Source organism: Streptomyces sp. NPDC002870 (genome assembly GCF_042888505.1).
Lineage (GTDB): Bacteria > Actinomycetota > Actinomycetes > Streptomycetales > Streptomycetaceae > Streptomyces.
Genome location: NZ_JBIAPW010000007.1, coordinates 226,485 through 250,094 on the forward strand (window position 1 = coordinate 226,485; position 23,610 = coordinate 250,094).

Sequence of the window (23,610 nt, forward strand, 5' to 3'; positions counted from 1 at the left end):
GGGGAGGACCGGGGGGTCGAGTTGAGCGGTGTACGCATTCGTGTGCTGAAACCGGACGAGCTGGGCGAGGAGCAGACCGAGGCCTGGCGGGAGCTGCGGGCCAAGAGCGGGTCGCCCGCCAATCCGTTCATGGAGCCGGAGTTCACCCTCGCCGTCGGCCGGGTGCGGCCCGCGGCCAGGGTGGCGGTGCTGTGGGAGGACGGGGAGCCGGCCGGCTTCTTCCCGTACGAACGAGGGCCGCTCGGTCACGGCCGCGCGATCGGCCTGGGGGTCTGTGACTGCCAGGGCGCGATCCTGCGCCCCGGGCTGACGGTCGCGCCCCGAGAGCTGCTGCGGGCCTGCGCGCTGTCGGCCTGGGAGTTCGACAATCTCGAAGCGGGTCAAGGCCTGTTCCAGCCGGATGCCGCAGAGGAGTTCGCCTCTCCCGTCATCGACGTCGGCGCGGGCTATGCGGCGTACGAAGAGGTGCTGCGCGCCCAGTCGCCCAAGTTCCTCAGGACGACGCTGGCCAAGGAGCGCAAGCTGGGCCGGCAGGCGGGCGACGTGCGGTTCGTCTTCGACGAGCGCGACCCGGCCGCGCTGCGCACCCTCATGGAGTGGAAGTCCGCGCAGTACCGCAGGACCGGCCGCCGGGACCGCTTCGCCAGGGAGTGGATCAGCAACCTGGTGCGGCTGCTGCACGAGACGCGCACACCCGGCTGCTCCGGGGTGCTCTCCGTGCTGTACGCCGCGGACCGGCCCGTCGCCGCGCACTTCGGGTTGCGCTCGCCCACCGTGCTGTCCTGCTGGTTTCCGGCGTACGAACCCGAGTTCGCCAAGTACTCACCGGGTCTGATCCTGCATCTGCGGATGGCCGAGTCGGCCGCCGCGGCAGGCATCGGGATGCTCGATCTGGGGCGCGGGGCGGCCGAGTACAAGGACGCGCTGAAGACCGGCGAGCTGCGGGTGTACGAGGGCTCGTCCGTGCGGCCCGGGGCGCGGGCCGCCCTGTACTGGCTGAGCCGCGAGCCCTCACGCCGCGCGCACAGCTTCGTACGCGGCAGGCCGCGGCTCGCCGGATACGCGCAGAAGACGCTGAACCAGATCGGCAGGCTGCGGGGCAACTGACCGCCGGAGCATCCGCGGCAGCCGTCGTGCAAACAGCCGCGCAAGCATCCGCGGCAGCCGTCGTGCAAACATCCGCGCAAGCGGGGGGAGTCTCGTGAACAGCACACCGCACAGCCGCAACACACCGGGCCCGCCGCCCGGGCAGGTCCCGGCGGCCGGACCCGACGCGGCGCGCGGACGAGGCACGTCGCGCGCGCCCCGGCTCGCCGAGATCCAGGTCACCGAGCTGGACCTGGACGGTCCCGACGGAGCCGTCCTCAGCTTCGGCCCCGCGACGGCCGGCGGCCCGGCCGTCCGGGCCGGCGACGTCTACGCCCTGGTGCGCCTCCGCGGCCGCCCCGTCGCCACCGTCGTCTGCCGTGTCCCGCCCGGCAAGGCGCCCGCCGACGCTGTAGCGGCGGCCGCCCACGCTGCCCTCGTGGGCCGCGAGATGCCCGCACCGGCTCCGTCCGGGGATCCGGGGCGTGCAAGCGTCGTCGTCGCCACCCGCGAGCGAGCCGACCAGCTGGCCCGCGCGCTCGACTCGCTGCTGGACCAGGACCACCCGGACTTCGAGATCGTCGTCGTCGACAACGCGCCCGTCACCAGCGCCACCCGGGACCTCGTCGAGCACAAGTACGGCGAACGCGTCCGGTACGTCCGCGAGCCCGTGCCCGGCCTCGCGATCGCCCACAACCGCGGGATCGCCGTGGCCGACGGCGCGGTCATCGCCTTCACGGACGACGACGTGGTGGCCGACCCGCACTGGCTCACCGCGCTCACCGCGCCCTTCGCCGCCGACCCGGGCCTGGGCTGCGCGACCGGGCTGATCCTGCCCGCCCGGCTGCGCACGCCCGCGCAGATCCTCCTGGAGAGCCACGGCGGCTTCGCCAAGGGGTTCGAGGCGCGGCTCTACGACCCGGCGCGCCCGCCCGCGGACGAACCGCTCTTCCCGTTCACCGCGGGCAGTTTCGGCTCCGGCGCCAATATGGCCTTCCGCGCCACGGCGCTGCGGGACATCGGCGGCTTCGACCCCGCCACCGGCACCGGCACCCCCGCCAGGGGCGGCGACGACCTGTACGCGTTTGTGAGCGTCCTCGCCGCCGGGCACCGGTTGCGCTACACACCCGACGCGCTCGTCTGGCACCACCACCGGGAGACCTGGCAGGACCTGAGAAACCAGGCGTACGGATACGGAGCCGGCCTCACCGCGTATCTCACCGCCCTTCTGGTGCGCCGCCCCGCCCTGCTGCCCGCGCTGCTGCGGAAGGTGCCGCGCGGCCTCGCGCACGCCCGCACCATCACCGCCCACCGCGAGGCCGCGGGGGCGGCCGTGCCGGGTGAGCACGGGGCGCAGGACTATCCCTGGCCGCGCCAGCTGTCCCGGCTCGAGCGCCGCGGCATGCTGGCCGGGCCGTTCGGGTACGCGAAGGCACGCCGACGGGTCCGGGGCGTACCGCTCCCCTGGGACCGGCGGGGGGAGAAGTGAGAGGCACGGGGGAAGTGAGAAGCACGGGACAAGTGCGAGGTGGGGGACAAGTGAGAGGCGGCGGACAGGTGAGAGCCGTGGGAGAGCCGAGAGGCGATGGTGCGACGATGCCCCGGATTCCCGTACTGCTCTACCACACCGTGATGGATGATCCGCCCGACTGGATCGCCGAATTCACCGTCACACCAAGGGACTTCGGGGCACAGCTGGACGCGATCGTGGCCAGCGGCCGCACGCCGGTCCCGATCAGCACCCTCGTGAGCCACCTCGCCGACCGCTCGCCGCTGCCGGACCGGCCCGTCGTCCTCACCTTCGACGACGGCTTCGCCGATCTTCCGGGCCCCACCGCCGAGGCGCTCGCCTCGCGCGCGCTGCCCGCCACCGCCTATCTCACCACCGGGGCCATCACCCCCGGACGGCGCAGCCTGCTGCCACCCGCGCCGATGATGACGCTCTCCCAGACGCCGCTTCTCGAGCAGTACGGCATGGAGGTCGGCGCCCACACCGTCACGCACCCCCAGCTGGACACCCTTCCGCCCAGCGCGCTCCGCCGGGAGCTGCGCGAACCCAAGACGGTGCTGGAGGACGTACTCGGCCATGAGGTGGCGCATCTCGCCTATCCGCACGGCTACAACAGCCGCGCCGTGCGCAAGGCGGCTCTCGGCGCCGGCTACGCCTCCGCGGTCGCCGTCCGGCACGCGCTGAGCTCCGAGACCGACGAGGCCTATCGCATCGCCCGCCTCATCGTGCGCCACAGTCACACCGTCGCGGACATCGAGGCGTGGATGGACGGGCGGGGCGCTCCCGTCGCGCCGTTCCCCGACTCGCTGCCGACGGTCGGCTGGCGGCTCTACCGGCGGGCCCGCGCGGCCGTCAGGGGCCCCGTCTTCGCGGGCTAGGCCCGGGGCCGGGCCGCTGAGCCAGGGCGACTTCCACGATGCGGAATGTGAGAGATGTGGCATTCCGGGTAACTGCACAGTATGAATGCATTCATGTACGCACAGGCCGACCAGCTCGCGGATCCTCTCGCCCGGGGGCTGGGGGCCTCCGTCGCGCCGGTCGCCGCCGTCGTGGTCATCGGCGTGGTGATCTTCGTTGCGGCGATGTGGGCGAACCGCAGACGCCCCTACCAGCCACCGAGCCCCGAGGAGCAGCCGCGGCCCCCGGAACACCCCACCCACCTCGGGGAGACCCGGGAACCCGACGACGACTTCGGCGCCGAAGGCGGGCGCCGCATCCTGCCGCACGAGATGAAGGGCTACGGGAACTTCGGCTCCCACACATCACACGGCGAACGGCCCGCCGACGACGAGAGCAGCGGTGGAGCTTCCGCCGGCGGCCGGCCCGGCGGCTGACCGACGGCGTGACCGCGCGCGACCGGGCGCGACCGCGCGCGAGGGTGAACCGTCATGGCCGCGGCTGGTTGAAGTACGGGTCGGAGACCGCCTTGCTCAGGCTCTTCCAGGACTCGTCCCTGGCCAGTGAGAGGTCGCAGCCCGGACCCGGGTCCCGGTAGTTCCACTGGAGCGCGGCCCGTACCCCCTCCAACTCCTTGATCACACGCGGTACTTGTTCGTACCACTCGGCCTGGGCGGACGGCTTCGCGGGATCGTCCGCTGTGCCGAACTCCGAGAGCATCAGCGGCTTGTCCGCGGAGAGGTTCTCGCGGATCCATTCGTGGGACGCCGTCTGCGTCTGCTCGAAGCTCTGCCATTTCGCCTTGTGGCAGCTGAAGTAGTTGTACTGGTTGTAGCCGATCCAGTCGACGTACGCGTCGCCCGGATAGAGGGCGCGGAACAGGTCGCTGTGGCCGGTGTAGCCGGTGATGATCCACGTCCAGACCACATTGGTCACACCCAGCTCACGGAACCGGTCATGGATGTGCCGGTAGGCGGCGACGTACTCGGCGGGTGTGCCATTGGCGGGAGTGCGGGTGTCCATCTCCAGGTCGAAGGAGAGGAACAGCGGCTTGCCGTACTCCTTGATCCGCTTCGCCTGGGCGTCGATCACGCTCGCGTCGAGCGCGCCGGAGGTGATCTGCTTCCAGCTGGGCTGCTGCGCCGGGGTGCCGTTCCACCACTTGCTCTCCCACGACAGGAGCAGCATCCGGTCCTTGCCGACGCGCCGCTCCTGCTCGGTCAGCAGCTGTCCCTCCAGGCCGTCCAGGGACATGTCGTGGTACGTGTAGACGATGTCCAGCTTGCGGCCGATGCGCTTCTCGTAGGCGAGGACGTTCTCTTCGAGGTCGGGCTTGGCGTGCCGCACATACGCGCCGAACCAGGCGCCGCAGCGCGGCACCAGCAGTTCGGTCGGCCGGCATTCGGCGCTGTGCGCCGAGGGGTCGGAGTCGTCGGAACCTGAGGACTTGAGGGCGAGTACGCCCACGAGCAGCACGGCGACGAGGGCTGTGGACACGGCCCACGCTCCTCGTCGGTCGTGCGGCCTGCGATGGATGCCTGGCGCCCCGCGAACGGGGCGTCGGGGTAACGTCACAGGGGTGAGCCTTTCTGTGGCGGCGAGGACGCGCGCGCCGTCCGTGTCCGGCCGGGCAGCTGCGGACAGCAGGCGGCGAGCATGGTCAGCACAGTCAGCAGCACCAGAACCCGAAGGCCGCTGAACGCGTGCGCGGCCATCAGCGCCGTGGCGCAGACGAGCGTCGCGCTCACACTCAGGAAGGCCGCGAGGACGAGCTGCTCCAGATGGTCGGAGTCCCGTTCGAAACCGCGGTCCCAGCTCTCCACCGGACCGACCGCCTGATGACGTCTCAGGGCGGGGCCGCAGATACGCATGACGGCGGCGCCGGGACCGGCGAGCAGGAATACGACGACGGGGACGACCCGCAGCGGTGATCCGGCGGACAGTGTGGTGGCGGCGACTGCGCACCAGCCGGCGAAGGGCGGCAGCAGCCGGATCGCGAGCGACTGAGGTCTCATGGGGTCCTCCCCGGCGAGCTGTCGGTGCGCTTCAGTTCGTAGACGACGCCTGCGCTGTTGCTGCCGACCCGCTCGAACAGCGGTGAGGCGGCGACGGACTTCTCGATGCTCCGCAGCTGGTCGCCGGTGAGCATGCCGTTCATCTCGGAGTTGGCGATCTGGCCCTGGGTGAGCAGGAAGTACGCCCTGGCGGGCGGTTCCACCGCGGCCATGTCCCGGGCGAGCGTTCCGGCCGGGTCCTTCAGGATCTCTGCGACATGGCTTCTCTCGTCGTCGAGGAACCAGTAATGCTGCACATTCCAGTACGAAGCGTACGCGAGCGGGTAGTTGCGATGGGCGGCAACGACAAGAGAACCCTGGGGCGCCCGGTCGAAGACCTGCTGGACCAGCGCGACCTCCTGCGGCGGGAAGTAGCTGAGCCGGTCCTTGCCCGAGTAGCTGGGCACGAACGCCGCCGTCAGCGCCAGCAGCACGACCCCGGGCAGCACCGCGAACCGCAGGCCCACCGCGGGCAGCGGTACCCCGTGCCCGCCGGGCTCCGCGGCCAGCGGCCGCACCGCGGGCAGCAGTGCGGCAGCTGCGAAGAAGCACGCGCCCGGAAGCATGAACAGCAGCACCCGGAAGATCATTTCGCTGCCGTAGTCATTGGCCACCAGCATCAGCAGCGGGACCGCGGCGATCAGCAGCAGCGGCCGGGCGCGGTGCCGCAGCACACGCTGGCTCAGCACGCCGATCCCGGCGAGCAGCAGTACGGAGGCCGAGAGGATCCGGGACACCCAGGAGACGATCACCGGTCCGGTGCCGGTCGGCGTCGACCCGTACCCCGTCTCGAGATTCCCGCTCACATCGCCGAAGGAGCTCACCATCTCGGGCACCGCCTCCCGCAGGAACGGCAGCGAAGCGGTGAGATTCCACGCCAGGAACACCAGCAGCAGCGTGACCAGCAGTGTCCAGTCGCGGTAGCGCCGGGTCAGGCACAGCGCGCCGAGACTCGCCACCAGCATCACCGGGGTGAGCTGGTGGGAGATGACGATGGCGGTGATCAGCGGGACGAGCAGGGCGGTCCACAGCACCTGCCGCGATCTGCGGCCCCGCGCGGGGCGCTCGCCGCGTCGCAGCACGACCGCGATCACACCGAGATACAGGGCGAGGGCCACCGACTGCGGCGAGAAGTAGTCCTGCCCCACCCAGTTGGCGACGTAGAAGAGCCAGACAGCGGTCCAGATCAGGCGGCGGTCCTGGGTGAAGGTGCGGTAGATCAGCAGCAGCGGCGCGAGCAGCAGGAGGCTGGAGACCAGTGGCCACCAGGCCATGTACATCGCCGCGTTCTCCACCCCTGTCAGCCGCACCAGCGCGGCCTGCGCGGCGAAGAAGCCGGGCCACTGGTCGTAGACCGCCATGTCGCCCAGCTGGTCGCCGCGCTGGAGGCCGCCCGCGGTGAGCAGATGCTCTGTCACCGCGTCGTGTTTCCACGCCCAGGAGTACAGCGGGGTGGGGTAGACGAGCGCCTGGGTGGCGCGCTCCAGCACGATCAGGCCCACGGTGTACGCCAGCGACCAGCCGTTGCCGCGCAGCGGATCCCGTACGCAGAACCAGAAGCCCGCGGTCAGCAGCGCAAGCGAGATCCAGAAGGCGACCGGCAGCGCTCCGACGAGCCCGAAGTCGCCGAGCCTGGAGGTGTCGGTGCGCACCATGGCGTACGCCCACAGGGCGAGCGCGCCGGCCAGCGGGGCGGCCGGCCGAAGCCGCACCGTCCGGCGCGAGTGGTCGGCGGCGGGCAGGTCGGCGAGGTCCATCGTGGGATCGCTCCCCTCCCGCTGGTCGGGGGCGGCCACGGGTCTCCCGGTCTCGGTGGCTGGCTGTTGCACGCTTGTCCCCCTGGTGGTTCAGTTCCGTGCCGGCGTCGAACGCGCCGCGCGTATCCAGATCAGTGCCAACGCCGCGCAGGTGAGGAGTGCTTGGAGCGGGAGCGCGACGGGCGCGAGAGGTCTCTGCAGCGCCCAGCCGCACACCGCGAGCAGCCACAGTGCCCCCCACTGTGCCGCGACGGGCAGCTTGATCGCCCGGAGAATCGCCAACACGGCGACAAGGCAGAGGAGTTGGCAGACCACAGGCAGCCAGCGGAGCAGCGGCTCGGGGCTGTCGAGTCCCGCGGCCGCCGCGAGGAAGCCGGCCAGCGTGTCGTACCACCTGCCCTGGACGGGTTCCGGTTCCAGGCCGAGCGCCGCGGGTGCGGTGTGCAGCGCGGCGAAGGTGACCAGCAGTCCCGCTCCGAGCAGCGCCGGACGCGGACGCAGCAGCGAGCAGGCGGCGCTGTGGACGACGATCAGCAGGACGCCCGCGGTGAGGGTGATCGGCGGCAGCGACCTCAGCAGCTGCGTGCCGGAGAGGTGGTCCACGGTGATGTCCGGGGCGTGGAGCAGGGGCGCCCAGAACAGCACGGCCGCGAGCCCGAGCAGCAGCCAGAGCGCGAGAGCGAGCCGCGCCTCGCCCGGGTCGGGCACCGGGTGCCGAGCGGTCGCGGCCTGCGCGCGCCCGTCGGCGTCCCCGTCGCCCGCCCGCCGAGCGGGATCCCGTACGTAGACGGGTATGCCGAAAGCAGGCGTCGCCGTGTCGTCGTGCACCCCCCGCAGATACGCCGTCTGCCGCGCCCAGTCCTTCCCGTACTCCTGCGCGTACTCCGCCGCCGCCTCCTCGCGCCGCTCGGCGGCCCGGCGCGCCCAGGTCGTGCCGTACCCCTCCTCCTCGACGGTGCTGCGCCGCATCAGCCGGGTGAACAGGCTCGGCCGGGGCTCGCGGGCCGAGAGCACCGCGCGCAGCCCAGGGGCGGAAACCGCCGCCATGACCGTCATCGACAGCAGCAGCGCCAGGCCCGCGCCGGAGATCCCGACGGGTCCGAGCAGCAGCGCCGCGCTGCCCAGCACCAGCGCGCACATCGTGCCCTGGAGGGCGGCGAGCGCGCCCGTACGTCCCTGGACGCGCAGCACCCCGATGTACAGCTCGACGACGACCCGCGGCAGGGCGGCTGCGGCCAGCAGCCGCAGCACCGTGGTGCCGTGCGCGGCGTAGTCCTCGCCGAACGGGGCGAGGATCTGCGGGGCGAAGACGACCAGGAACACCACGACCGGCACCAGCAGCACGGCCATCCGGCGCAGCGCGCCGCGGACCCCGCCGGCCAGGCTCTCCGGGCTGTGCGAGGCGTGCGCGGTCAGCGAGGAGGCCATGTTGATGGCCATGAACTCCATCGTCCCGCCGACGGTGTACGCGATGTAGAAGAAGCCGTTGTGCGCGGCGTCGAAGCGGACCGCGACCATCACCGGCAGCAGATTGATCATCGCGAGCGAGAACAGCGACCCGACCGAGTCGCCGGCGAGGAAGCGCCCTATGTCGCGCATCCGCAGCAGCTCGCGGTGGTGGTCGGCCGCGGCCTGGCGGGGGATGAGCCGGCGGAAGATCAGCCAGCCGAGCGGCAGCACGGACAGGGCGATGGCCGCCGCCCAGGAGACGAAGATGCCCAGCACGGGCAGGGCGGTGGCGAAGACGGCGAGCAGCAGCAGCTTGCCTATGGAGAAGACCGCGTTGCCGACCGGCACCCACACGGCCTTGCGCAGCCCGGTCAGCACGCCGTCCTGCAGGGTCAGCAGCGCCCAGCCGACACAGGACGCGGTGAAGATCAGGCCCGCACCCACGCCGCCGAGCGGTGCGTACGAGGGGCCCCACAGGTCGAGCGTGAACAGGAACGCGACGGAGGCGAGGCACACCACCAGCGAGCTGACGGCGTACGCGCGCCACACCAGCGGCCCGGTGGCGCGTCCGGCCCGCGGCACGTACCGCACCACCGCGCCGATCATGGTGGTCGCGGTGATGGAGGCCAGTAGCCGCATGGCGGCGATGGCGGCGGAGCCCTCGCCGACCGCCTCCTCGGTGTAGTAGCGGGCGGCGACCAGCCAGAAGCCGAGGCCCAGTGCGGCGGAGACGCCGGTGGAGAGCATCAGCGCGTAGGCGTTGCGGAACATCGAGTCGCCGCTGGGACGCTCGGCACTCACGGCGCCGCCGTCCGGCTCGGTGCCGGGCAGCGCGGCGCCGGGCCCGTCCGGCCGGTGAAGCCGGGTCGTATCAGCCACTGTCCCCGCCCCGCGGGCCGGTGGCCCGGTCTGTGTCGCTGTGGGCCCTGGCGGGCCGGGCGTTGGCTGCGACGCCGCCCGCACCGTCGCCCGCCGGGCCGCCCGCTCCCGGACCGCCGGTCCCGGTCGCGAACGCCGCCGGTACCTCCGCGGGCCTGGCGCCCAGTCGCGTGAGGACGGATATCGCCACCTTTGCGCGAAGCGGGTCGACGGGCAGCGCGTGCCGGGCGAACCAGGCGGCCGGTCCCGGCGCGGGAGACGGGTCGGTGAAGAGTTCGCCCGCGTACGCGTCGAGCGGCGGGTCGTAGAGGTAGCCGACGGTGATCCGGCGCCGGGCGAGCGCGGCGATGGCGGCGTCACGGTCCTCGACCAGCAGTGGCACCCGGAACAGCGGCTGCGCGGGCCCCGGCCGAGGCAGTGCCCACCGGGTGGCCGACAGCACCTGGACGCCGGCCCGGTGGTGGGCCAGCCGGTTTTCGAGGCGGGCCAATAGCCGCTCGGTGCGCCGCAGCCGCAGCCCGCCCGGTCTGCGGCGGTAGTCGTGCATGTCCACCCGTATCCAGGAGTGGAAGTCCGCGAGCGCGGGCGCCGCGGACTGCGCCCTTTTCAGCTCGCCGGGCCGCAGCTCCATCCGGATGTCCTCGCGCTCCTGAAGACCGAGCAGCCGCAGGGTCGCGCGGGCCGCGCCGACGAGCCGCAGTCCGCGCACACCGGCTTCGGCGTACGGCCGCAGGCCGTAGGCGAGCTCCGCCGACAGCCTTGCGGGTTCGAGGAGTTCGTCCCGGGCCCGCTCAAGTCCCGCCCGCAGCGCCGGATCGGCGACGGTGAGGAATCCGCCGGTCTTGGCCCCGGTGTGCTTGGAGAGGCTGAAGACGGACGCGTCGCCGAAGGTCCCCACCGGCTGCCCGGCCACCGTGCTGCCGATGGCGTGCGCGGCGTCCTCGAGCAGCGGGATCCCCAACTGGTCGCAGCGTGCACGCAGTTCGGGAGCCGGGTCGGGATTGCCGTACAGATTGGTGGTGAGCACGGCGGAAAGACCGGGCCATACGGAGTCGGGGACGGCCGCCAGGTCGATGGAGCCGTCCTCCGCCCTCAGCGGCGCCTGTACGGGGCGCAGTCCCGCGGCGAGCACCACGAAGAAGATGACGTCGTCGTTGACCGGCGACATCAGCACCCGCCCGCCGGGCCGGCACCAGTGGCGCAGGGCCACGTAGAGCCCCAGACGGCATGACGGCACATACAGACATTCCCTGCCCAGGCGTCGGCGCATCAGTTCTTCCAGTGGTGCGTACGCCGCCGGGCAGCCCTCCCCAAGAGCCATGTTCGTCCCCCCACTAACCCCGTGCTCAATGTGGACCAATCCGGACTGCCCCGTCAATAACGGGGAAGGGCCCATTCCTTGACGGAATGGGCCCTTCGTGCGGTCGGTGGGGCGCTCCCCGCCGCGTCCTCGCTACTCCTCGAGCGTCAGGCCCTTCCTGAGCCTGACCAGGGTGCGGGACAGCAGCCGGGACACATGCATCTGCGAAATCCCGAGCTCCTCGCCGATCTCCGACTGCGTCATGCAGGCGACGAAGCGAAGGGAGAGAATTTGACGGTCCCGTGGCGGAAGGCCCGCGATCAGCGGCTTGAGCGACTCGACGTACTCGATGCCTTCGAGCCCGTGGTCCTCGTAGCCGATGCGGTCCGCGAGGGCGCCCTCGGTCTCGTCCTCCTCGGGCTGGGCGTCCAGCGAGCTCGCGGTGTACGCGTTGCTCGCCGCCATGCCCTCGACGACCTCGTCGTTGCTGATGCCGAGCTTCTGGGCCAGTTCGCCGATGGTGGGTGCGCGGTCGAACTGCTGGGAGAGTTCGTCGCCCGCCTTCGCAAGGTCGAGGCGCAGCTCCTGGAGCCGGCGCGGCACCCGCACGGACCACGAGGTGTCGCGGAAGAAGCGCTTGATCTCACCGACGATGGTCGGCATCGCGAAGGTCGGGAACTCGACGCCCCTGCTGAGCTCGAAGCGGTCGATCGCCTTGATCAGGCCGATGGTGCCGACCTGGATGATGTCCTCCATCGGCTCGCTGCGGGAGCGGAAGCGGGAGGCGGCGAACTTGACCAGCGCCAGGTTGAGTTCGACGAGCGTGTTGCGCACGTAGGCGTACTCGTGCGTGCCCTCTTCGAGGTTCTCGAGCCGGGCGAAGAGCGTCTTCGACAGGGATCGGGCGTCCAGCGGCCCCACCTCGTCGAAAGGCGGGATCTCCGGGAGGCCTTCGAGGCCTTCCAGCTGCTCGGTCGGGACGCCGGCGGGGGTGGGCAGTGCCGACGGCGCGGTGGGGGTACGCGATTCGTCGAGCCGGGGTGACATGGTCTCCTCCATCGTTCTCGGCATATGGCCGCCGATGCCAATACATGCTGCTGCGGTGAGCGGCGCCTCCAAAGCCGGCCGTGGTTGGTTGTGTCTTTACTAGGCCTACCCGCTTCATGTGGCCAGTTGCAAGTGTCAAATGTCCCGAATGTCGGGTTTGATGGGGAGTTCGGGTGGCCCGACGGCGTACCGAAGGCGTAATGTTCGACGGGCGTCAGCCGCCGTCCGTCGACGGCGTCCGGCGCGAAAAGCGACACGGCGGACGATGCGGCGAAATCGGCGAGTACGCAGTGAATGCGCAGCGAACGACACGGCGAAGAGGGACGGGCATGGACCGCGGGACGGTCGGCAGCGCGAATCGGGGCCGACTTCAGGTCGAGGTTCGGACCGAGGGCCACAGTGAGGTTGTGAAACCGGCGGGTGAGTTGGATCACCACACCGCCGAACTCCTCCGTGTGCCCTTGGACGACGCACTCGAGCAAGGCCGTGCACGCTTGGTCATCGACTGCTCACAGCTTGAGTTCTGCGACTCCACCGGACTCAATGTGCTGCTCGGGGCCAGGCTGAAGGCGGAGGCCGCCGGAGGAGGGGTCCATTTGGCCGGGATGCTGCCCGTGGTGGCGAGAGTCTTCGAGATCACCGGGGCGGAGGCGGTCTTCTCCGTGCACGACTCGCTCGAAGATGCCCTCTCCGACTGACCGGCCCCCTTGTAGTCCACGTCACGCCCACCGCGTCGACGTAGTGGGTGTTGTCACGATTCGGCAGGGCAGGAGAACCCCCGCGGAACGTTGACCATCCAGCACCCTGAGTATTGAAGTCATGGCGAATCGGTGAATCGGTGAGGTGAAGCGCTGATGAGCACCACCCGGCAGCAGCAGCCGGGCGACCTCGGCCCCGAGCCGAACGGCGCCGGCGCCGCCGGCCCCTCCGGGGTGCCCGGCGGGGCGGTGCGCAGCCTTGCCCTCGGCAGCGCCAGCGGCATCGTTCCGCTCGCCCGCGACTTCACCCGCCAGGCGCTGTACGACTGGGGCTGGCTGCCTGCCGCCACGGCCGACCGCCGGGCGGCGGCCGAGGACGTGCTGCTGGTCGTCTCCGAGCTGGTCACCAACGCCTGCCTGCACGCCGAGGGGCCGGAGGCGCTGCGCGTCGGCTGCGACGGCAAAGTGCTCCGCCTGGAAGTCACGGACCGCGGCACCGGGCAGCCCGCGCCGCGCACCCCGCACCGGGCCGGGCGGCCCGGCGGGCACGGCATGTTCATCGTCCAACGCCTCTGCATGGACTGGGGAGTTGTGCGGATTCCCGGCGCGCCGGGCAAGACGGTGTGGGCGGAGCTCGCCGCCCCGGCGTAGCGACGCCGCACTGCCTTCGTGCTGGTGTACGCAGGTTTTGAATCTCTTGTAGAGCACGTCAATACGGCGTGCTCTTTGTCTTCCCTCCCCACGGTCCCAGGCGTACCTTGAGCGCCCGATCTGATGTGTCGTCAGTAACTTCGGCGACTCACGGCAGTAACTCCGGCGTGAGGGGAACTCGAGGTGTCGTACCAGAAGCGGACAGCTCTCGCGCTGGCAGCAGCGGTGGCGGGCTCGGTGGTGCTGATGGCCGCCCCCGCCGCCCATGCCAGTGTTGTAGACGTCGACTACCAGTGTCAGACGCCGATCGGGCCCAAGGGCGCGGTCTCGCCGATCGACATCAAGGCCGTCAGGAGCGGCAGCGGCTACCGGCTGACCATGTCCTTCCAGAAGGGCGTCTCCTCCAGCCCGGTGGAGCTCGGCAAGGGCGCGATGAATCCGAGCGCGCTGATCAAGCTCGGCGGGGTGGGAGCGGGCACGGTGGCGGTGTCCGGGCCGGCGAACGCCGCGGCGATCCCGGCCAACACCCCTATCAAGATCAGTGACTTGACGGGTACGTACACCCCCAAGAAGAGCGGCAAGGTCACTTTCACCGCCGGGGTGCTGACCATCAAGGCGCTCGGTACGACCACGACCTGCACGCCCAGGAACAACCCGAAGCCGTCGCTGGAACTGGATGTCACCGCGGCGTCCGGCGCCGGCCCCCAGACCGCGCCCTCCGGCGGTGACGAACTGCCCAGGACCGGCTCGCTGGACTCGGCCATGGCGCTCGGCACCCTCGGTGGCACCGTGCTGCTGGCCGGGGCGGCCGGGGTGCTGTGGCTGACCAGGCGCGGTCAGCGGACCGCGAGCTGACCCGTGCGGATGCGCTCGCTCCTCGCCGTGGTCGCCGCCGTCGCCGCGCTGGCGTGCGCGCTGGGCGCACCGGCGCGGGCGGTGGACGCGGCCTGGGCGGTGGAGCCGGCCTGGACGGCGGATGCGGCCTGGCCGGCGGATGCGGCCTGGCCGGCGGATGCGGCCTGGGCGGTGGAGCCGGGCGGCGGCAGTAGGCCGTACGTCTACCTCGAGGGTGCGCCCGGCGCCGTGCTGGAGGACAAGCTGTCCGTGACGAACCCGGGCGCGAAGCCGCTCACCGTGAGCCTGCGCCCGGCCGACGCGTACAACACCCCCTCCGGCTCGCTCGCGGTGCGCGGCGCCCGCCAGTCCAAGGGCGCGGGCACCTGGATCACCCTCGCCTCCGACCGCGTGACGGTCCCACCGCGCACCCGCGCGGAGATCCCCTTCTCGGTCACGGTCCCGCCGGGCGCGCTTCCCGGCGACCATCCGGGCGCGGTCATGGCGGCGGTCGGCGAGCGGGAGGCGAGCGTACGGATCCATCTGCGCGTCAGCGGCCCCACGTTGGCGGCGCTCACGGTCGAGGACGTACGAGTCCTCGGCGGCGTCATCCACTTCACCCTGGTGAACCGCGGCAACTCGGCCCTGACCCCGCGGCTCACGGTCCGCGCGGACGGCCTCTTCGGCCAGGTGCTGCGCCGAGCGCCCCGCACACTCCCGGAACTGCTGCCGGCCCAGCGCGTCACTCTCACCGAGAAGTGGCCGGATCATCCGGCCCTGGACTCGGTGAAGGTCCATGTCGGGGCGACGGCCGCGGGCGACGCGCGGGCCGAGGCGTCGGCGTCGGCGACGTTCGTGCCGTGGGGGACGGTGGCCGGCGCGGCAGCCGCACTCCTGGCGGTTTCCGGCGGCACGGCGCTGTGGTGCGTACGGCTCAGGAGATCAAGGGGCCGGACGGCGGACGGTCCGCCTGCGGAACAGGCGGACGGGAAGCGCGAGTTGACGGGAGCGGCCAGGTGAGTACGAGGGGTCTGAAGGCGACGGCGGCTGTGCTCGTGGCGCTGGCGTTCGTACTGCTGCCCGTACTGCCTGTGCTTTCTGTGCTGACTGCGCACAGTGCCGCCGCGGCCGACCAGAAGCCCGAGGTCAGGCTCTCCCAGACGCAGGCCGGCAAGGGCGGGGACATCACGGTGAGCGGCACCGGATGGCGGCCCGACACGCTCCTGATGATGCTCATGTGCGGGGAGGCCGTGCCCGACAGAGGCGTGATCGGCGGCACCAACGCCTGCGCCAACGCCGACGGCCGCGCCGTCACCACCGACGCCAAGGGCGCCTTCAGCAAGAAGATGCCGGTTGCCGAGCCGCCGAAGCCCTGCCCCTGTGTCGTCCATGTGGCGACCGTCACCGGTGAACAGGCCACCGTGGACGCCCCGTTCACCGTCGCGGGCCACCCCACCGCGCCGCTGCCGCAGCCCACCGGCGGCAAGCTCGCCGTGCTCGCGGCCACCCGGCTCGAAGGTGACTCCGGCATCCTCGTCTTCTTCGGGGCCCCGGCATCGCGGACGCTCGAGTTCACCGTCGGCAACCTCGGCTCCGCGCCGGTGCGCGACCCCGTCTTCCAGGTCGGCAGGGCGCACGGCGTCTTCGCCCCGCAGTGGGAGGAGCAGCAGTGGCGCGGCACGATCGCGCCCGGCCAGAAGGCGCTGGTCAAGCTGCCGGTCCAGCTCTCCGCGGGCGCGCACGGCGACTACCAGATCTCCGTGAAGTACGGCACCAAGGTGCTGGCTGAACAGCCGTGGGGCGTCGGCCGCCCCTGGGGCGTCACGATCTTCTGGATCCTGCTCGCCGTCGTCGTGCCGGCGGCGGTGTTCCGCATCGGGATGGTGATCGTCGACCGCGTCCGCCCGCGGGTCCGGCCCCGCGGCACCGGCCGCCACCGCACCGTACAGCTGGAACGCCGGCCGGCCGGCACCCCGACCACCACGGCGGCTCTGCCGTGGTTCACACCTGACTCCGCACCGTCAGAGAACCGATCCACGACGAAGGGACATTCGTGAGCACGCAACGGAGGATGAGCGCGGCCGGAGTCGCGCTGATGCTCGGCGGCGCGGGGATCCTGCTGGCCGCCGGCCCCGCCCAGGCAGCTGAGGTCGCATACAAGACGGAGTGCATTCCTCCGCCCATCTCGGGTCTGCCACCCGTGCAGGGCACCACCAAGGTGCTGATCACCGCGCCCGCAGAGGCCAAGGTCGGCGACGAGGTCGAGGTGGTGTGGAAGTTCGTCGAGGCGGCTTCCAAGAACCCCGACATCCTCGACCTGGACAAGGACACGGTGAAGCCGACCGGCACGCTCAAGGCGGCCGGCGCGCAGACCGCGGACATCGCCATGGAGGGACCGCGGACGAACCCGCCGATCCCCAAGAACAGCCCGATGGTGCTGTCCGACATGAAGGCCAGGATCAAGCTGACCAAGGCGGGCGAGGTCACCCTGACGCCCGGCGCGTACAACATCAACGTCTCCAAGCCGATGTCCACCGACACCAAGTGCTCGCCGAAAGAGACGGTAAAGGTCGCGGCGACGATCAAGGTGTCGGACGGCGGCGGCACTTCGGGGGGTACGACGTCGGGCGGTACGACGTCGGGCGGGACCACGTCGGGCGGTACGACGGCCGGCGGGACCACGTCCTCCGGAGGCACCACCGCCGGGGGCACGACCAGCGGTGGCACCACATCCGGCGGCACCACATCCGGTGGAGGCGGCGGCCAGAGTGACTTCCCCGGCAAGGAGGTCGGCGTCACCTTCGAGTGCAAGTCGCCCGGACCGGCGACCATCAACTCCAAGGTGACCATCAACGCCAAGAAGAACGGCGGGAGTTACGACCTCGTCGTCAAGACCGCCAAGGGCGTCATGAACAGCCCGGCCGCGCTCCCGGCGGGCGCCCTCAAGCCGTCCATGGCGGTCCTTCTCGGCGGCGCCGACAAGGGCACCGTCCCCGTCACGGGCCCGGCCAACAAGGATCCGCTGGAGCAGGGGAAGCCGGTGGACCTGCCCGACATGGCCGGTACGTACAAGCCGGGTGCCAGCGGCAAGTCGACGCTCAGCCCCGGGACCCTGACGATCGACGTCACCCTGGGCGGCCAGAAGATCAGCATCCCGTGCACGGTCAAGGGCAAGGCGGAGGCTTCCCTCGAACTCGACACCGCGGCCCAGCCGGGCGGCGCGTCCGGCGGCGGCAGCGCGGGCGGCAGTTCCAGCGGCGGCGCGTCCGGCGGCGGTTCGAGCACCAGCGGCGGCCTGGCCCAGACGGGAGCCGAGGACAACGGCGCCCTGCGCGCCCTGGCCCTGGTCGCCGGCACGGTGATCCTGCTGGGTGGCGCGGTATTCACCTTCACCCCATGGCGCCGACTGCGCGGCGGCACCCGTTAGACAGCCGTAGAGCAACGGCTGGAAAGCGGTGGAGCAACGACGAAGGGCCGCCGCACCGAATTCGGTGCGGCGGCCCGTGCGTACACATGCGAGCTACGTCAGTGGACGTCGCCCATCAGCGTCTCGACCTTCTTGCGGTACATGTAGATCGCGAAGCCGGCCGCGGAGGCGAGCAACGCCTGCATGGCGATGATCGAGGTTCCGTTCAGGTCGACACCCGCGAGCGAGAGCAGACCCGTGGTGCAGTCACCGGCGGTGACGGCGAGGAACCAGACGCCCATCATCTGGCTGGCGTACTTCTGCGGCGCCATCTTGGTGGTGACCGAGAGGCCGACCGGGGAGAGGCACAGCTCGGCGATCGTCTGGATCATGTAGATCGAGACCAGCCACATCGGGCTGACCTGCGTGCCGTCACCGGCCATGCCCATCGGCACGATGAAGACGAAGAACGAACCGCCGATGAGGACCAGAGCCATCGCGAACTTCACGATGGTGCTGGGCTCCTGGTTCCTGCGGGCCAGCCACAGCCACATCCAGGCGAAGACCGGGGCGAGCGCCATGACGAACAGCGGGTTCAGCGACTGGAACCAGGTGGCAGGGAAGGCGAAGCCGAACAGGCTGTCGCCGGTCTTGTCGTCCGCGAACAGGGACAGCGTCGAGCCGCCCTGGTCGTAGATCATCCAGAAGAGGGCGGCGGCCACGAAGAACCAGATGTAGCCGCTCATCTTCGACTGCTCGGCGGTGCTCAGGCTCTTGTCGAGCTTGATGCGGACCAGTACCGCGACCGGAATGATCAGACCGGCCAGGGTGAGCGGGACCAGCGCCCAGTTCAGGGTGTACTTGCCCGCCATGACCACTGCGCCGTAGAAGCCGGCGACCACGACGACGGAGACGGCGACCTTGAGCAGGATGCTCTTGCGCTCCGCGGCGTCGAGCGGGTTCGGGACGATGCTGCTCTTCTCGCTCAGGTTCCGGGTGCCGATCAGGAACTGGGCCAGACCCAGGGCCATGCCGACCGCGGCGAGCGCGAAGCCGAGGTGCCAGTTGTACTTCTCGCCGACGGTGCCGATCACCAGCGGCGCCGCGAACGCGCCGAGGTTGATGCCCATGTAGAAGATCGTGAAGCCACCGTCACGGCGCGGGTCGTCCGGGCCGTCGTAGAGGTGACCGACCATCGTGGAGATGTTGGCCTTGAGCAGACCGGAGCCGACCGCGACGAGGATCAGGCCGACGAAGAACATCGCCTGGCCCGGGACGGCGAGCGAGAGGTGACCGGCCATGATCACGAAGCCGGCGATGGTGACCGTCTTGCGAGCGCCCCAGACACGGTCACCGAACCAGCCGCCGGGCATGGCCATGAGGTAGACCATCGAGACATAGACGGCGTAGATCGCCGATGCCGTCGCCGCGGTCATCGCGAGACCGCCGCCCTGGCTGCCGGTTGCCGCGTCGGCACCACCGGAGACCAGGTAGAGCACGAGAAGGGCGCGCATGCCGTAGTAGCTGAAGCGCTCCCACATCTCCGTCATGAAGAGAGTGGCCAGGCCGCGGGGGTGGCCGATGAAGGTCTTCTCGGAGCCAGGGGTGCTGGCCGAGTCCTTCGTCAGGCTGGACGCCATGGTCGATCCTTGCTTGATCGGGACGCGGCGCCTTGTGAGCGGTACGCGCCCGGTGGGGGGTTGGCCGGCACCGGCAGGGGACCCGTCCCGCCCCACGCCTCAGGGGTTCGCTCCGGTACGTCGGAGACGGGGGGACTGTCCGCACCGGGATCCACGCCCCGCACGCGACATCGCGCTCGGGGTCCGGCCCACAGGTCATTCGCTGTCTTCGAGGCCGGCAAGCCAACCTCGCGCAGCAAAGAGACCCTTGGCGTGTGTCGCGTGCCAAAGGTCCCGTGTGGTGCTACAGGCGTCACGCCACCATACGTCACGACAGTGCGGCATATAGAAGGACTTGAGATATGGATCACAGGCGTTGCTGGAACTGTCTGCCCTGAATCGAAGGTCGTAGTCATGATCGCATCCCACACCCACAGGGCTTGACGATCACGCACCGACGCGTACGTCATGCGGACTACCATCACCCCATGACCCGTGTACTGCTCGCCGAGGACGACGCTTCCATCTCGGAGCCGCTGGCCCGCGCCCTGCGCCGGGAGGGTTACGAGGTCGAGGTCCGGGAGGACGGTCCGACCGCGCTCGACGCCGGACTTGCCGGTGGCGTCGACCTGGTGGTGCTCGACCTCGGGCTGCCCGGCATGGACGGCCTGGAGGTCGCCCGGCGGCTGCGTGCCGAAGGCCACACGATCCCGATCCTGGTGCTGACCGCCCGCGCGGACGAGGTCGACACCGTGGTTGGCCTGGACGCCGGCGCGGACGACTACGTCACCAAGCCGTTCCGCCTCGCCGAACTCCTCGCCCGGGTACGGGCCCTGCTCCGGCGGGGCGCCACCGAGCCGGTCCCGGCGCCCTCCACCCATGGCGTACGGATCGACGTCGAGTCGCACCGCGCCTGGATGGGCGACGAGGAGCTGCAGCTCACGGCGAAGGAGTTCGACCTGCTGCGGGTGCTGGTCCGGGACGCCGGCCGGGTCGTCACCCGCGACCAGCTGATGCGCGAGGTGTGGGACACGACCTGGTGGTCGTCGACCAAGACGCTGGACATGCACATCTCGTGGCTGCGCAAGAAACTGGGCGACGACGCGGCCAACCCGCGGTACATCGCGACGGTACGGGGCGTCGGCTTCCGCTTCGAGAAGAGCTAGCAGGGCTACGGGCCGGGGCCCGCCGCCCTCGTACATCGCGTCCCGCCCGGAGGGCACATTGCGCCGCCGTCTGATCAACTCCACGCTCGCCGTCGTGCTGGTCGTCATCGCCGTCTTCGGCGTCTCGCTCGTCCTCGTCGAGACCCGCACCATCAGCAGCAGCGCCCAGGAGAGCGTGGACTCCGAGGCCCTGCGCCTCGTCAGCATCGTCGACAGCCGGCTCATCGGCCGCGAGCCCGTCAACCCCGACATCCTCGCCGAGCAGAGCGGCGCCAAGCGGTACGCCCTGATCGAGATCCCCGGCCGCGCCCCCATCGAGATCGGCGAGCGCCCCACCGGCAGCGTCATCCGCGGCACCGCGGAGGGCGAGCGCAACGAGACCGTCACCGTCGAGGAGCCCCGCTCCACCGTGACCCGCGAGGTCGGCCGGAGCCTCCTGATCATCGGCGGGGTCGCGCTGCTTGCGGTCATCGCCGCCGTACTGCTCGCCGTACGCCAGGCGAACCGCCTCGGCTCCCCGCTCACCGATCTGGCCGAGACCGCCGAACGCCTCGGCTCCGGCGACCCGCGGCCCCGCCACAAGCGCTACGGCGTCCCCGAGCTCGACCGGGTCGCCGACGTCCTCGACGCCAGCGCCGAGCGCATCGCCCGGATGCTCACCGCCGAGCGCCGGCTCGCCGCGGACGCCTCGCACCAGCTCCGTACGCCGCTGACCGCACTGTCCATGCGGCTGGAGGAGATCACCCTCACCGACGACCCGGAGACGGTGAAGGAGGAGGCGAGCATCGCGCTGGCCCAGGTGGAGCGGCTCACCGACGTGGTGGAGCGGCTGCTCACCAACTCCCGGGACCCGAGCACCGGTTCGGCCGTCACCTTCGATCTGGACGAGGTCGTCAAGCAGCAGCTGGAGGAGTGGCGGCCGGCCTACCGCAGCGTGGGCCGGGCCATCGTCTGCTCGGGACGGCAGGGCATGCGGGCCGTCGGCACCCCGGGCGCGGTCGCCCAGGTGCTCGCCGCGCTGATCGAGAACTCCCTCATGCACGGCGGCGGCACGGTGGCCGTGCGTACCCGCGCCACCGGCAATCAGGCCGTGGTCGAGGTGACCGACGAGGGACCCGGCGTACCGGCCGACCTCGGCGCGCGGATTTTCGAGCGGACCATCAGCGGCCGCAATTCCACCGGCATCGGACTGGCCGTGGCCCGCGATCTGGCGGAGGCGGACGGCGGCCGTCTTGAGCTGCTCCAGCAGCATCCGCCGGTCTTCGCGCTGTTCCTGAGCCGGGTGGCGCGCAGCCGCAAGGACGACCGGCGCAAGGACGACCGGAAAGAGGACCTGCACAAGGGCGACCTGCGCAAGGACGACCGCAAAGAGGACCTGGGCAAGGACGACCAGCGCAAGGACGACCCGCCCACCGTCAGGTAGTCAGCCGCGGACCTTGTCGGGCTGCGGCCGTCGCTGCCCCAGGAACGACTCCGCCGTCTGCACGGCCTCGCGCGCCGGCAGCGCCCGGAACACCCAGGTGCGGTACGACCAGAAGCGGAACAGCGTCGCGATGCCGATGCCCAGGAACTTGAAGATGTTGCTCTGCAACGGACTGTCCCAGCCGAAGCCGTACGTCGCGGCGTACAGCACCCCGCTCTGGATCACCAGACCGACCAGGCTGAACAGGAAGAAGAGGCTCAGCTCCTTGGTCCTGCGGCTCTTGTCGCGGTCCCGGTAGGTGAAGTAGCGGAAGCCCAGATAGTTGAAGCCGATCGCGACAACCGTGGCGACGATGCTCGCCCGGACGACGGGAATGTCCGTGAGCTGGCGTAGGAGATTGAAGACCCCCAGGTCCACCAGGAGTCCCACGCCGCCCACTGCTCCGAACTTCGCGAACTCGCGAGCGAGCTGTTCGAGCCGCACGCGCAGTGCGCTTCGTTCACTCATGGTGATCGCTAGCCCCGTTCGGGTCGGTGTCTCGACGCACCATGCTAACCAGCGCCACCCCACTCCCGCCTTCGGGCCGCCGCGATGGTGTGGCGAGGCTGTGACGAGGCAGTCGGCGTCCGGGGCCGGTGACAGCCGACGGCAGGGGCGTCCCGGGGCGGCGGATACCCTAGGAGGGTGACGTTCCCGGTAGTCGGCATGGTCGGCGGCGGTCAGCTCGCCCGTATGACCCACGAGGCGGGCATCCCCCTCGGCATCAGATTCAAGCTCCTCAGTGACACCCCGCAGGATTCCGCGGCCCAGGTGGTCAGTGATGTCGTCATCGGCGACTATCGCGACCTGGACACGCTGCGTGACTTCGCGCGGGGCTGCGATGTGATCACTTTCGATCATGAGCACGTCCCGATCGAACACCTGCGGGCCCTGGAGGCGGACGGCATTCCCGTCCGGCCGGGGCCCGACGCGCTGGTGCACGCGCAGGACAAGGGCGTGATGCGCGCCAAGCTCGACGAGCTCGGCGCACCCTGCCCGCGCCACCGCATCGTGGCGGACCCCGCCGACGTGTCGGCGTTCGCCGACGAGGTCGGAGGCTTCCCGGTCATTCTCAAGACGGTGCGCGGCGGCTACGACGGCAAGGGCGTCTGGTTCGTCCGTACGCAAGAGGACGCCGAGGCCCCCTTCAAGGCCGGCGTCCCCGTCCTCGCTGAGGAGAAGGTCGACTTCACCCGCGAGCTGGCGGCGAACATCGTCCGCTCCCCGCACGGCCAGGCCGTCGCCTACCCCGTCGTCGAGTCCCGGCAGGTCGACGGCGTCTGCGACACGGTGATCGCGCCCGCGCCCGGTCTGGACGAGGAGCTGGCCGGCCAGGCCCAGGAGCTCGCTCTGCGGATCGCTAAGGAGCTGGGCGTCGTCGGCCATCTCGCGGTCGAGCTCTTCGAGACGACCGACGGCCGCATCCTGGTCAACGAGCTCGCCATGCGCCCGCACAACTCCGGCCACTGGACCCAGGACGGCGCGATCACCTCGCAGTTCGCCAACCACGTCCGTGCGGTTCTCGACCTCCCGCTCGGCGACCCGCGCCCGCGCGGCACATGGACGGTCATGGCGAACGTCCTCGGCGGGGACTATCCCGACATGTATCAGGCGTATCTGCACTGCATGGCCCGTGACCCCCAGCTCAAGATCCACATGTACGGCAAGGACGTGAAGCCCGGCCGCAAGGTCGGCCATGTCAACACTTACGGCGACGACCTGGAGGACGTGCTGGAGCGCGCCCGTCACGCCGCCGGCTATCTGCGAGGGACGATCGTTGAGTAACCCACTGGTC

The 23,610-nt window shown here is 70.8% G+C and carries 20 protein-coding genes and 1 pseudogene; 13 read left to right on the forward strand and 8 right to left on the reverse strand.

Features of this window, described 5'->3' with window-relative positions; genetic code table 11:
• Positions 1 to 21 precede the first annotated feature (21 nt).
• From ACFYWY_RS12040 to ACFYWY_RS12055, 4 genes are all read left to right on the forward strand, one after another.
• Positions 22 to 1,107, forward strand: a complete 1,086-nt coding sequence (locus ACFYWY_RS12040; protein ID WP_389183630.1) for a GNAT family N-acetyltransferase — start codon at positions 22 to 24, stop codon at positions 1,105 to 1,107.
• A gap of 211 nt (positions 1,108 to 1,318) precedes the next feature.
• Positions 1,319 to 2,575 (forward strand): glycosyltransferase, encoded by a 1,257-nt coding sequence (locus tag ACFYWY_RS12045; protein WP_389183799.1) that lies wholly within the window; start codon positions 1,319 to 1,321, stop codon positions 2,573 to 2,575.
• A gap of 107 nt (positions 2,576 to 2,682) precedes the next feature.
• Entirely contained in the window at positions 2,683 to 3,474 is a 792-nt protein-coding gene (locus ACFYWY_RS12050) for a polysaccharide deacetylase family protein (protein ID WP_389183633.1), read from the forward strand.
• Between the two features lie 81 nt (positions 3,475 to 3,555).
• Positions 3,556 to 3,930, forward strand: coding sequence for a DUF6479 family protein (locus tag ACFYWY_RS12055; protein ID WP_389183636.1), 375 nt, complete (start codon positions 3,556 to 3,558; stop codon positions 3,928 to 3,930).
• A 52-nt stretch (positions 3,931 to 3,982) separates the two neighbouring features.
• Here ACFYWY_RS12055 and ACFYWY_RS12060 read toward each other — a convergent pair whose 3' ends face one another.
• The 6 genes from ACFYWY_RS12060 to ACFYWY_RS12085 all read right to left on the reverse strand — a co-directional run bounded on the left by ACFYWY_RS12060 (position 3,983) and on the right by ACFYWY_RS12085 (position 11,991).
• A complete protein-coding gene (locus ACFYWY_RS12060) occupies positions 3,983 to 4,990 on the reverse strand; it encodes a glycoside hydrolase family 26 protein (protein ID WP_389183639.1) in 1,008 nt (335 codons plus the stop codon).
• A gap of 74 nt (positions 4,991 to 5,064) precedes the next feature.
• Positions 5,065 to 5,508, reverse strand: coding sequence for a hypothetical protein (locus tag ACFYWY_RS12065; protein WP_389183642.1), 444 nt, complete (start codon positions 5,506 to 5,508; stop codon positions 5,065 to 5,067).
• On the reverse strand, positions 5,505 to 7,376 hold the full coding sequence (locus ACFYWY_RS12070) for a glycosyltransferase (protein ID WP_389183645.1): 1,872 nt from the start codon (positions 7,374 to 7,376) through the stop codon (positions 5,505 to 5,507). The genes ACFYWY_RS12065 and ACFYWY_RS12070 overlap by 4 nt, the downstream gene beginning before the upstream one ends.
• Positions 7,377 to 7,394: 18 nt before the next feature.
• Positions 7,395 to 9,632 carry a lipopolysaccharide biosynthesis protein gene (locus ACFYWY_RS12075; RefSeq protein WP_389183647.1) on the reverse strand — a complete coding sequence of 746 codons (2,238 nt, stop codon included), beginning with the start codon at positions 9,630 to 9,632 and terminating at the stop codon, positions 7,395 to 7,397.
• On the reverse strand, positions 9,625 to 10,902 hold the full coding sequence (locus tag ACFYWY_RS12080; RefSeq protein ID WP_389183802.1) for a DegT/DnrJ/EryC1/StrS family aminotransferase: 1,278 nt from the start codon (positions 10,900 to 10,902) through the stop codon (positions 9,625 to 9,627). Before ACFYWY_RS12080 ends, ACFYWY_RS12075 begins: the two co-directional genes overlap by 8 nt.
• A gap of 183 nt (positions 10,903 to 11,085) precedes the next feature.
• Positions 11,086 to 11,991, reverse strand: a complete 906-nt coding sequence (locus tag ACFYWY_RS12085) for an RNA polymerase sigma factor SigF (RefSeq protein ID WP_389183650.1) — start codon at positions 11,989 to 11,991, stop codon at positions 11,086 to 11,088.
• 317 nt (positions 11,992 to 12,308) lie between these two features.
• Between ACFYWY_RS12085 and ACFYWY_RS12090 the strand changes: the two genes are divergently transcribed.
• From ACFYWY_RS12090 to ACFYWY_RS12115, 6 genes are all read left to right on the forward strand, one after another.
• The gene (locus tag ACFYWY_RS12090) at positions 12,309 to 12,677 is read left to right on the forward strand and encodes an STAS domain-containing protein (RefSeq protein WP_389183653.1); all 369 of its coding nucleotides are present in this window, start codon (positions 12,309 to 12,311) and stop codon (positions 12,675 to 12,677) included.
• A gap of 156 nt (positions 12,678 to 12,833) precedes the next feature.
• A complete protein-coding gene (locus ACFYWY_RS12095) occupies positions 12,834 to 13,328 on the forward strand; it encodes an ATP-binding protein (RefSeq protein ID WP_389183656.1) in 495 nt (164 codons plus the stop codon).
• Positions 13,329 to 13,511: 183 nt separating this feature from the next.
• Entirely contained in the window at positions 13,512 to 14,183 is a 672-nt protein-coding gene (locus ACFYWY_RS12100; protein ID WP_389183659.1) for a peptidase, read from the forward strand.
• Positions 14,184 to 14,192: 9 nt separating this feature from the next.
• The gene (locus tag ACFYWY_RS12105; RefSeq protein ID WP_389183662.1) at positions 14,193 to 15,182 is read left to right on the forward strand and encodes a hypothetical protein; all 990 of its coding nucleotides are present in this window, start codon (positions 14,193 to 14,195) and stop codon (positions 15,180 to 15,182) included.
• Complete coding sequence (locus ACFYWY_RS12110) at positions 15,179 to 16,219, forward strand: neocarzinostatin apoprotein domain-containing protein (RefSeq protein WP_389183665.1); 1,041 nt, start codon at positions 15,179 to 15,181, stop codon at positions 16,217 to 16,219. The genes ACFYWY_RS12105 and ACFYWY_RS12110 overlap by 4 nt, the downstream gene beginning before the upstream one ends.
• Before the next feature lie 14 nt (positions 16,220 to 16,233).
• On the forward strand, positions 16,234 to 17,589 hold the full coding sequence (locus tag ACFYWY_RS12115) for a hypothetical protein (protein ID WP_389183805.1): 1,356 nt from the start codon (positions 16,234 to 16,236) through the stop codon (positions 17,587 to 17,589).
• Between the two features lie 98 nt (positions 17,590 to 17,687).
• On the opposite strand, the gene ACFYWY_RS12120 is transcribed toward ACFYWY_RS12115, so the two are convergent.
• Positions 17,688 to 19,208 carry a peptide MFS transporter gene (locus tag ACFYWY_RS12120; protein ID WP_389183668.1) on the reverse strand — a complete coding sequence of 507 codons (1,521 nt, stop codon included), beginning with the start codon at positions 19,206 to 19,208 and terminating at the stop codon, positions 17,688 to 17,690.
• 467 nt (positions 19,209 to 19,675) lie between these two features.
• On the opposite strand from ACFYWY_RS12120, the gene ACFYWY_RS12125 reads away from it, so the two are divergent.
• Positions 19,676 to 20,353, forward strand: coding sequence for a response regulator transcription factor (locus tag ACFYWY_RS12125; RefSeq protein WP_307663030.1), 678 nt, complete (start codon positions 19,676 to 19,678; stop codon positions 20,351 to 20,353).
• A gap of 58 nt (positions 20,354 to 20,411) precedes the next feature.
• Positions 20,412 to 21,665: pseudogene (locus ACFYWY_RS12130) on the forward strand (ATP-binding protein); the annotation flags it as partial.
• Between the two features lie 111 nt (positions 21,666 to 21,776).
• On the opposite strand, the gene ACFYWY_RS12135 reads toward ACFYWY_RS12130, so the two are convergent.
• Positions 21,777 to 22,283, reverse strand: a complete 507-nt coding sequence (locus ACFYWY_RS12135; protein ID WP_389183672.1) for a GtrA family protein — start codon at positions 22,281 to 22,283, stop codon at positions 21,777 to 21,779.
• Positions 22,284 to 22,481: 198 nt separating this feature from the next.
• On the opposite strand from ACFYWY_RS12135, the gene ACFYWY_RS12140 reads away from it, so the two are divergent.
• The gene (locus tag ACFYWY_RS12140; protein ID WP_389183808.1) at positions 22,482 to 23,600 is read left to right on the forward strand and encodes a 5-(carboxyamino)imidazole ribonucleotide synthase; all 1,119 of its coding nucleotides are present in this window, start codon (positions 22,482 to 22,484) and stop codon (positions 23,598 to 23,600) included.
• Positions 23,601 to 23,610 lie beyond the last annotated feature (10 nt).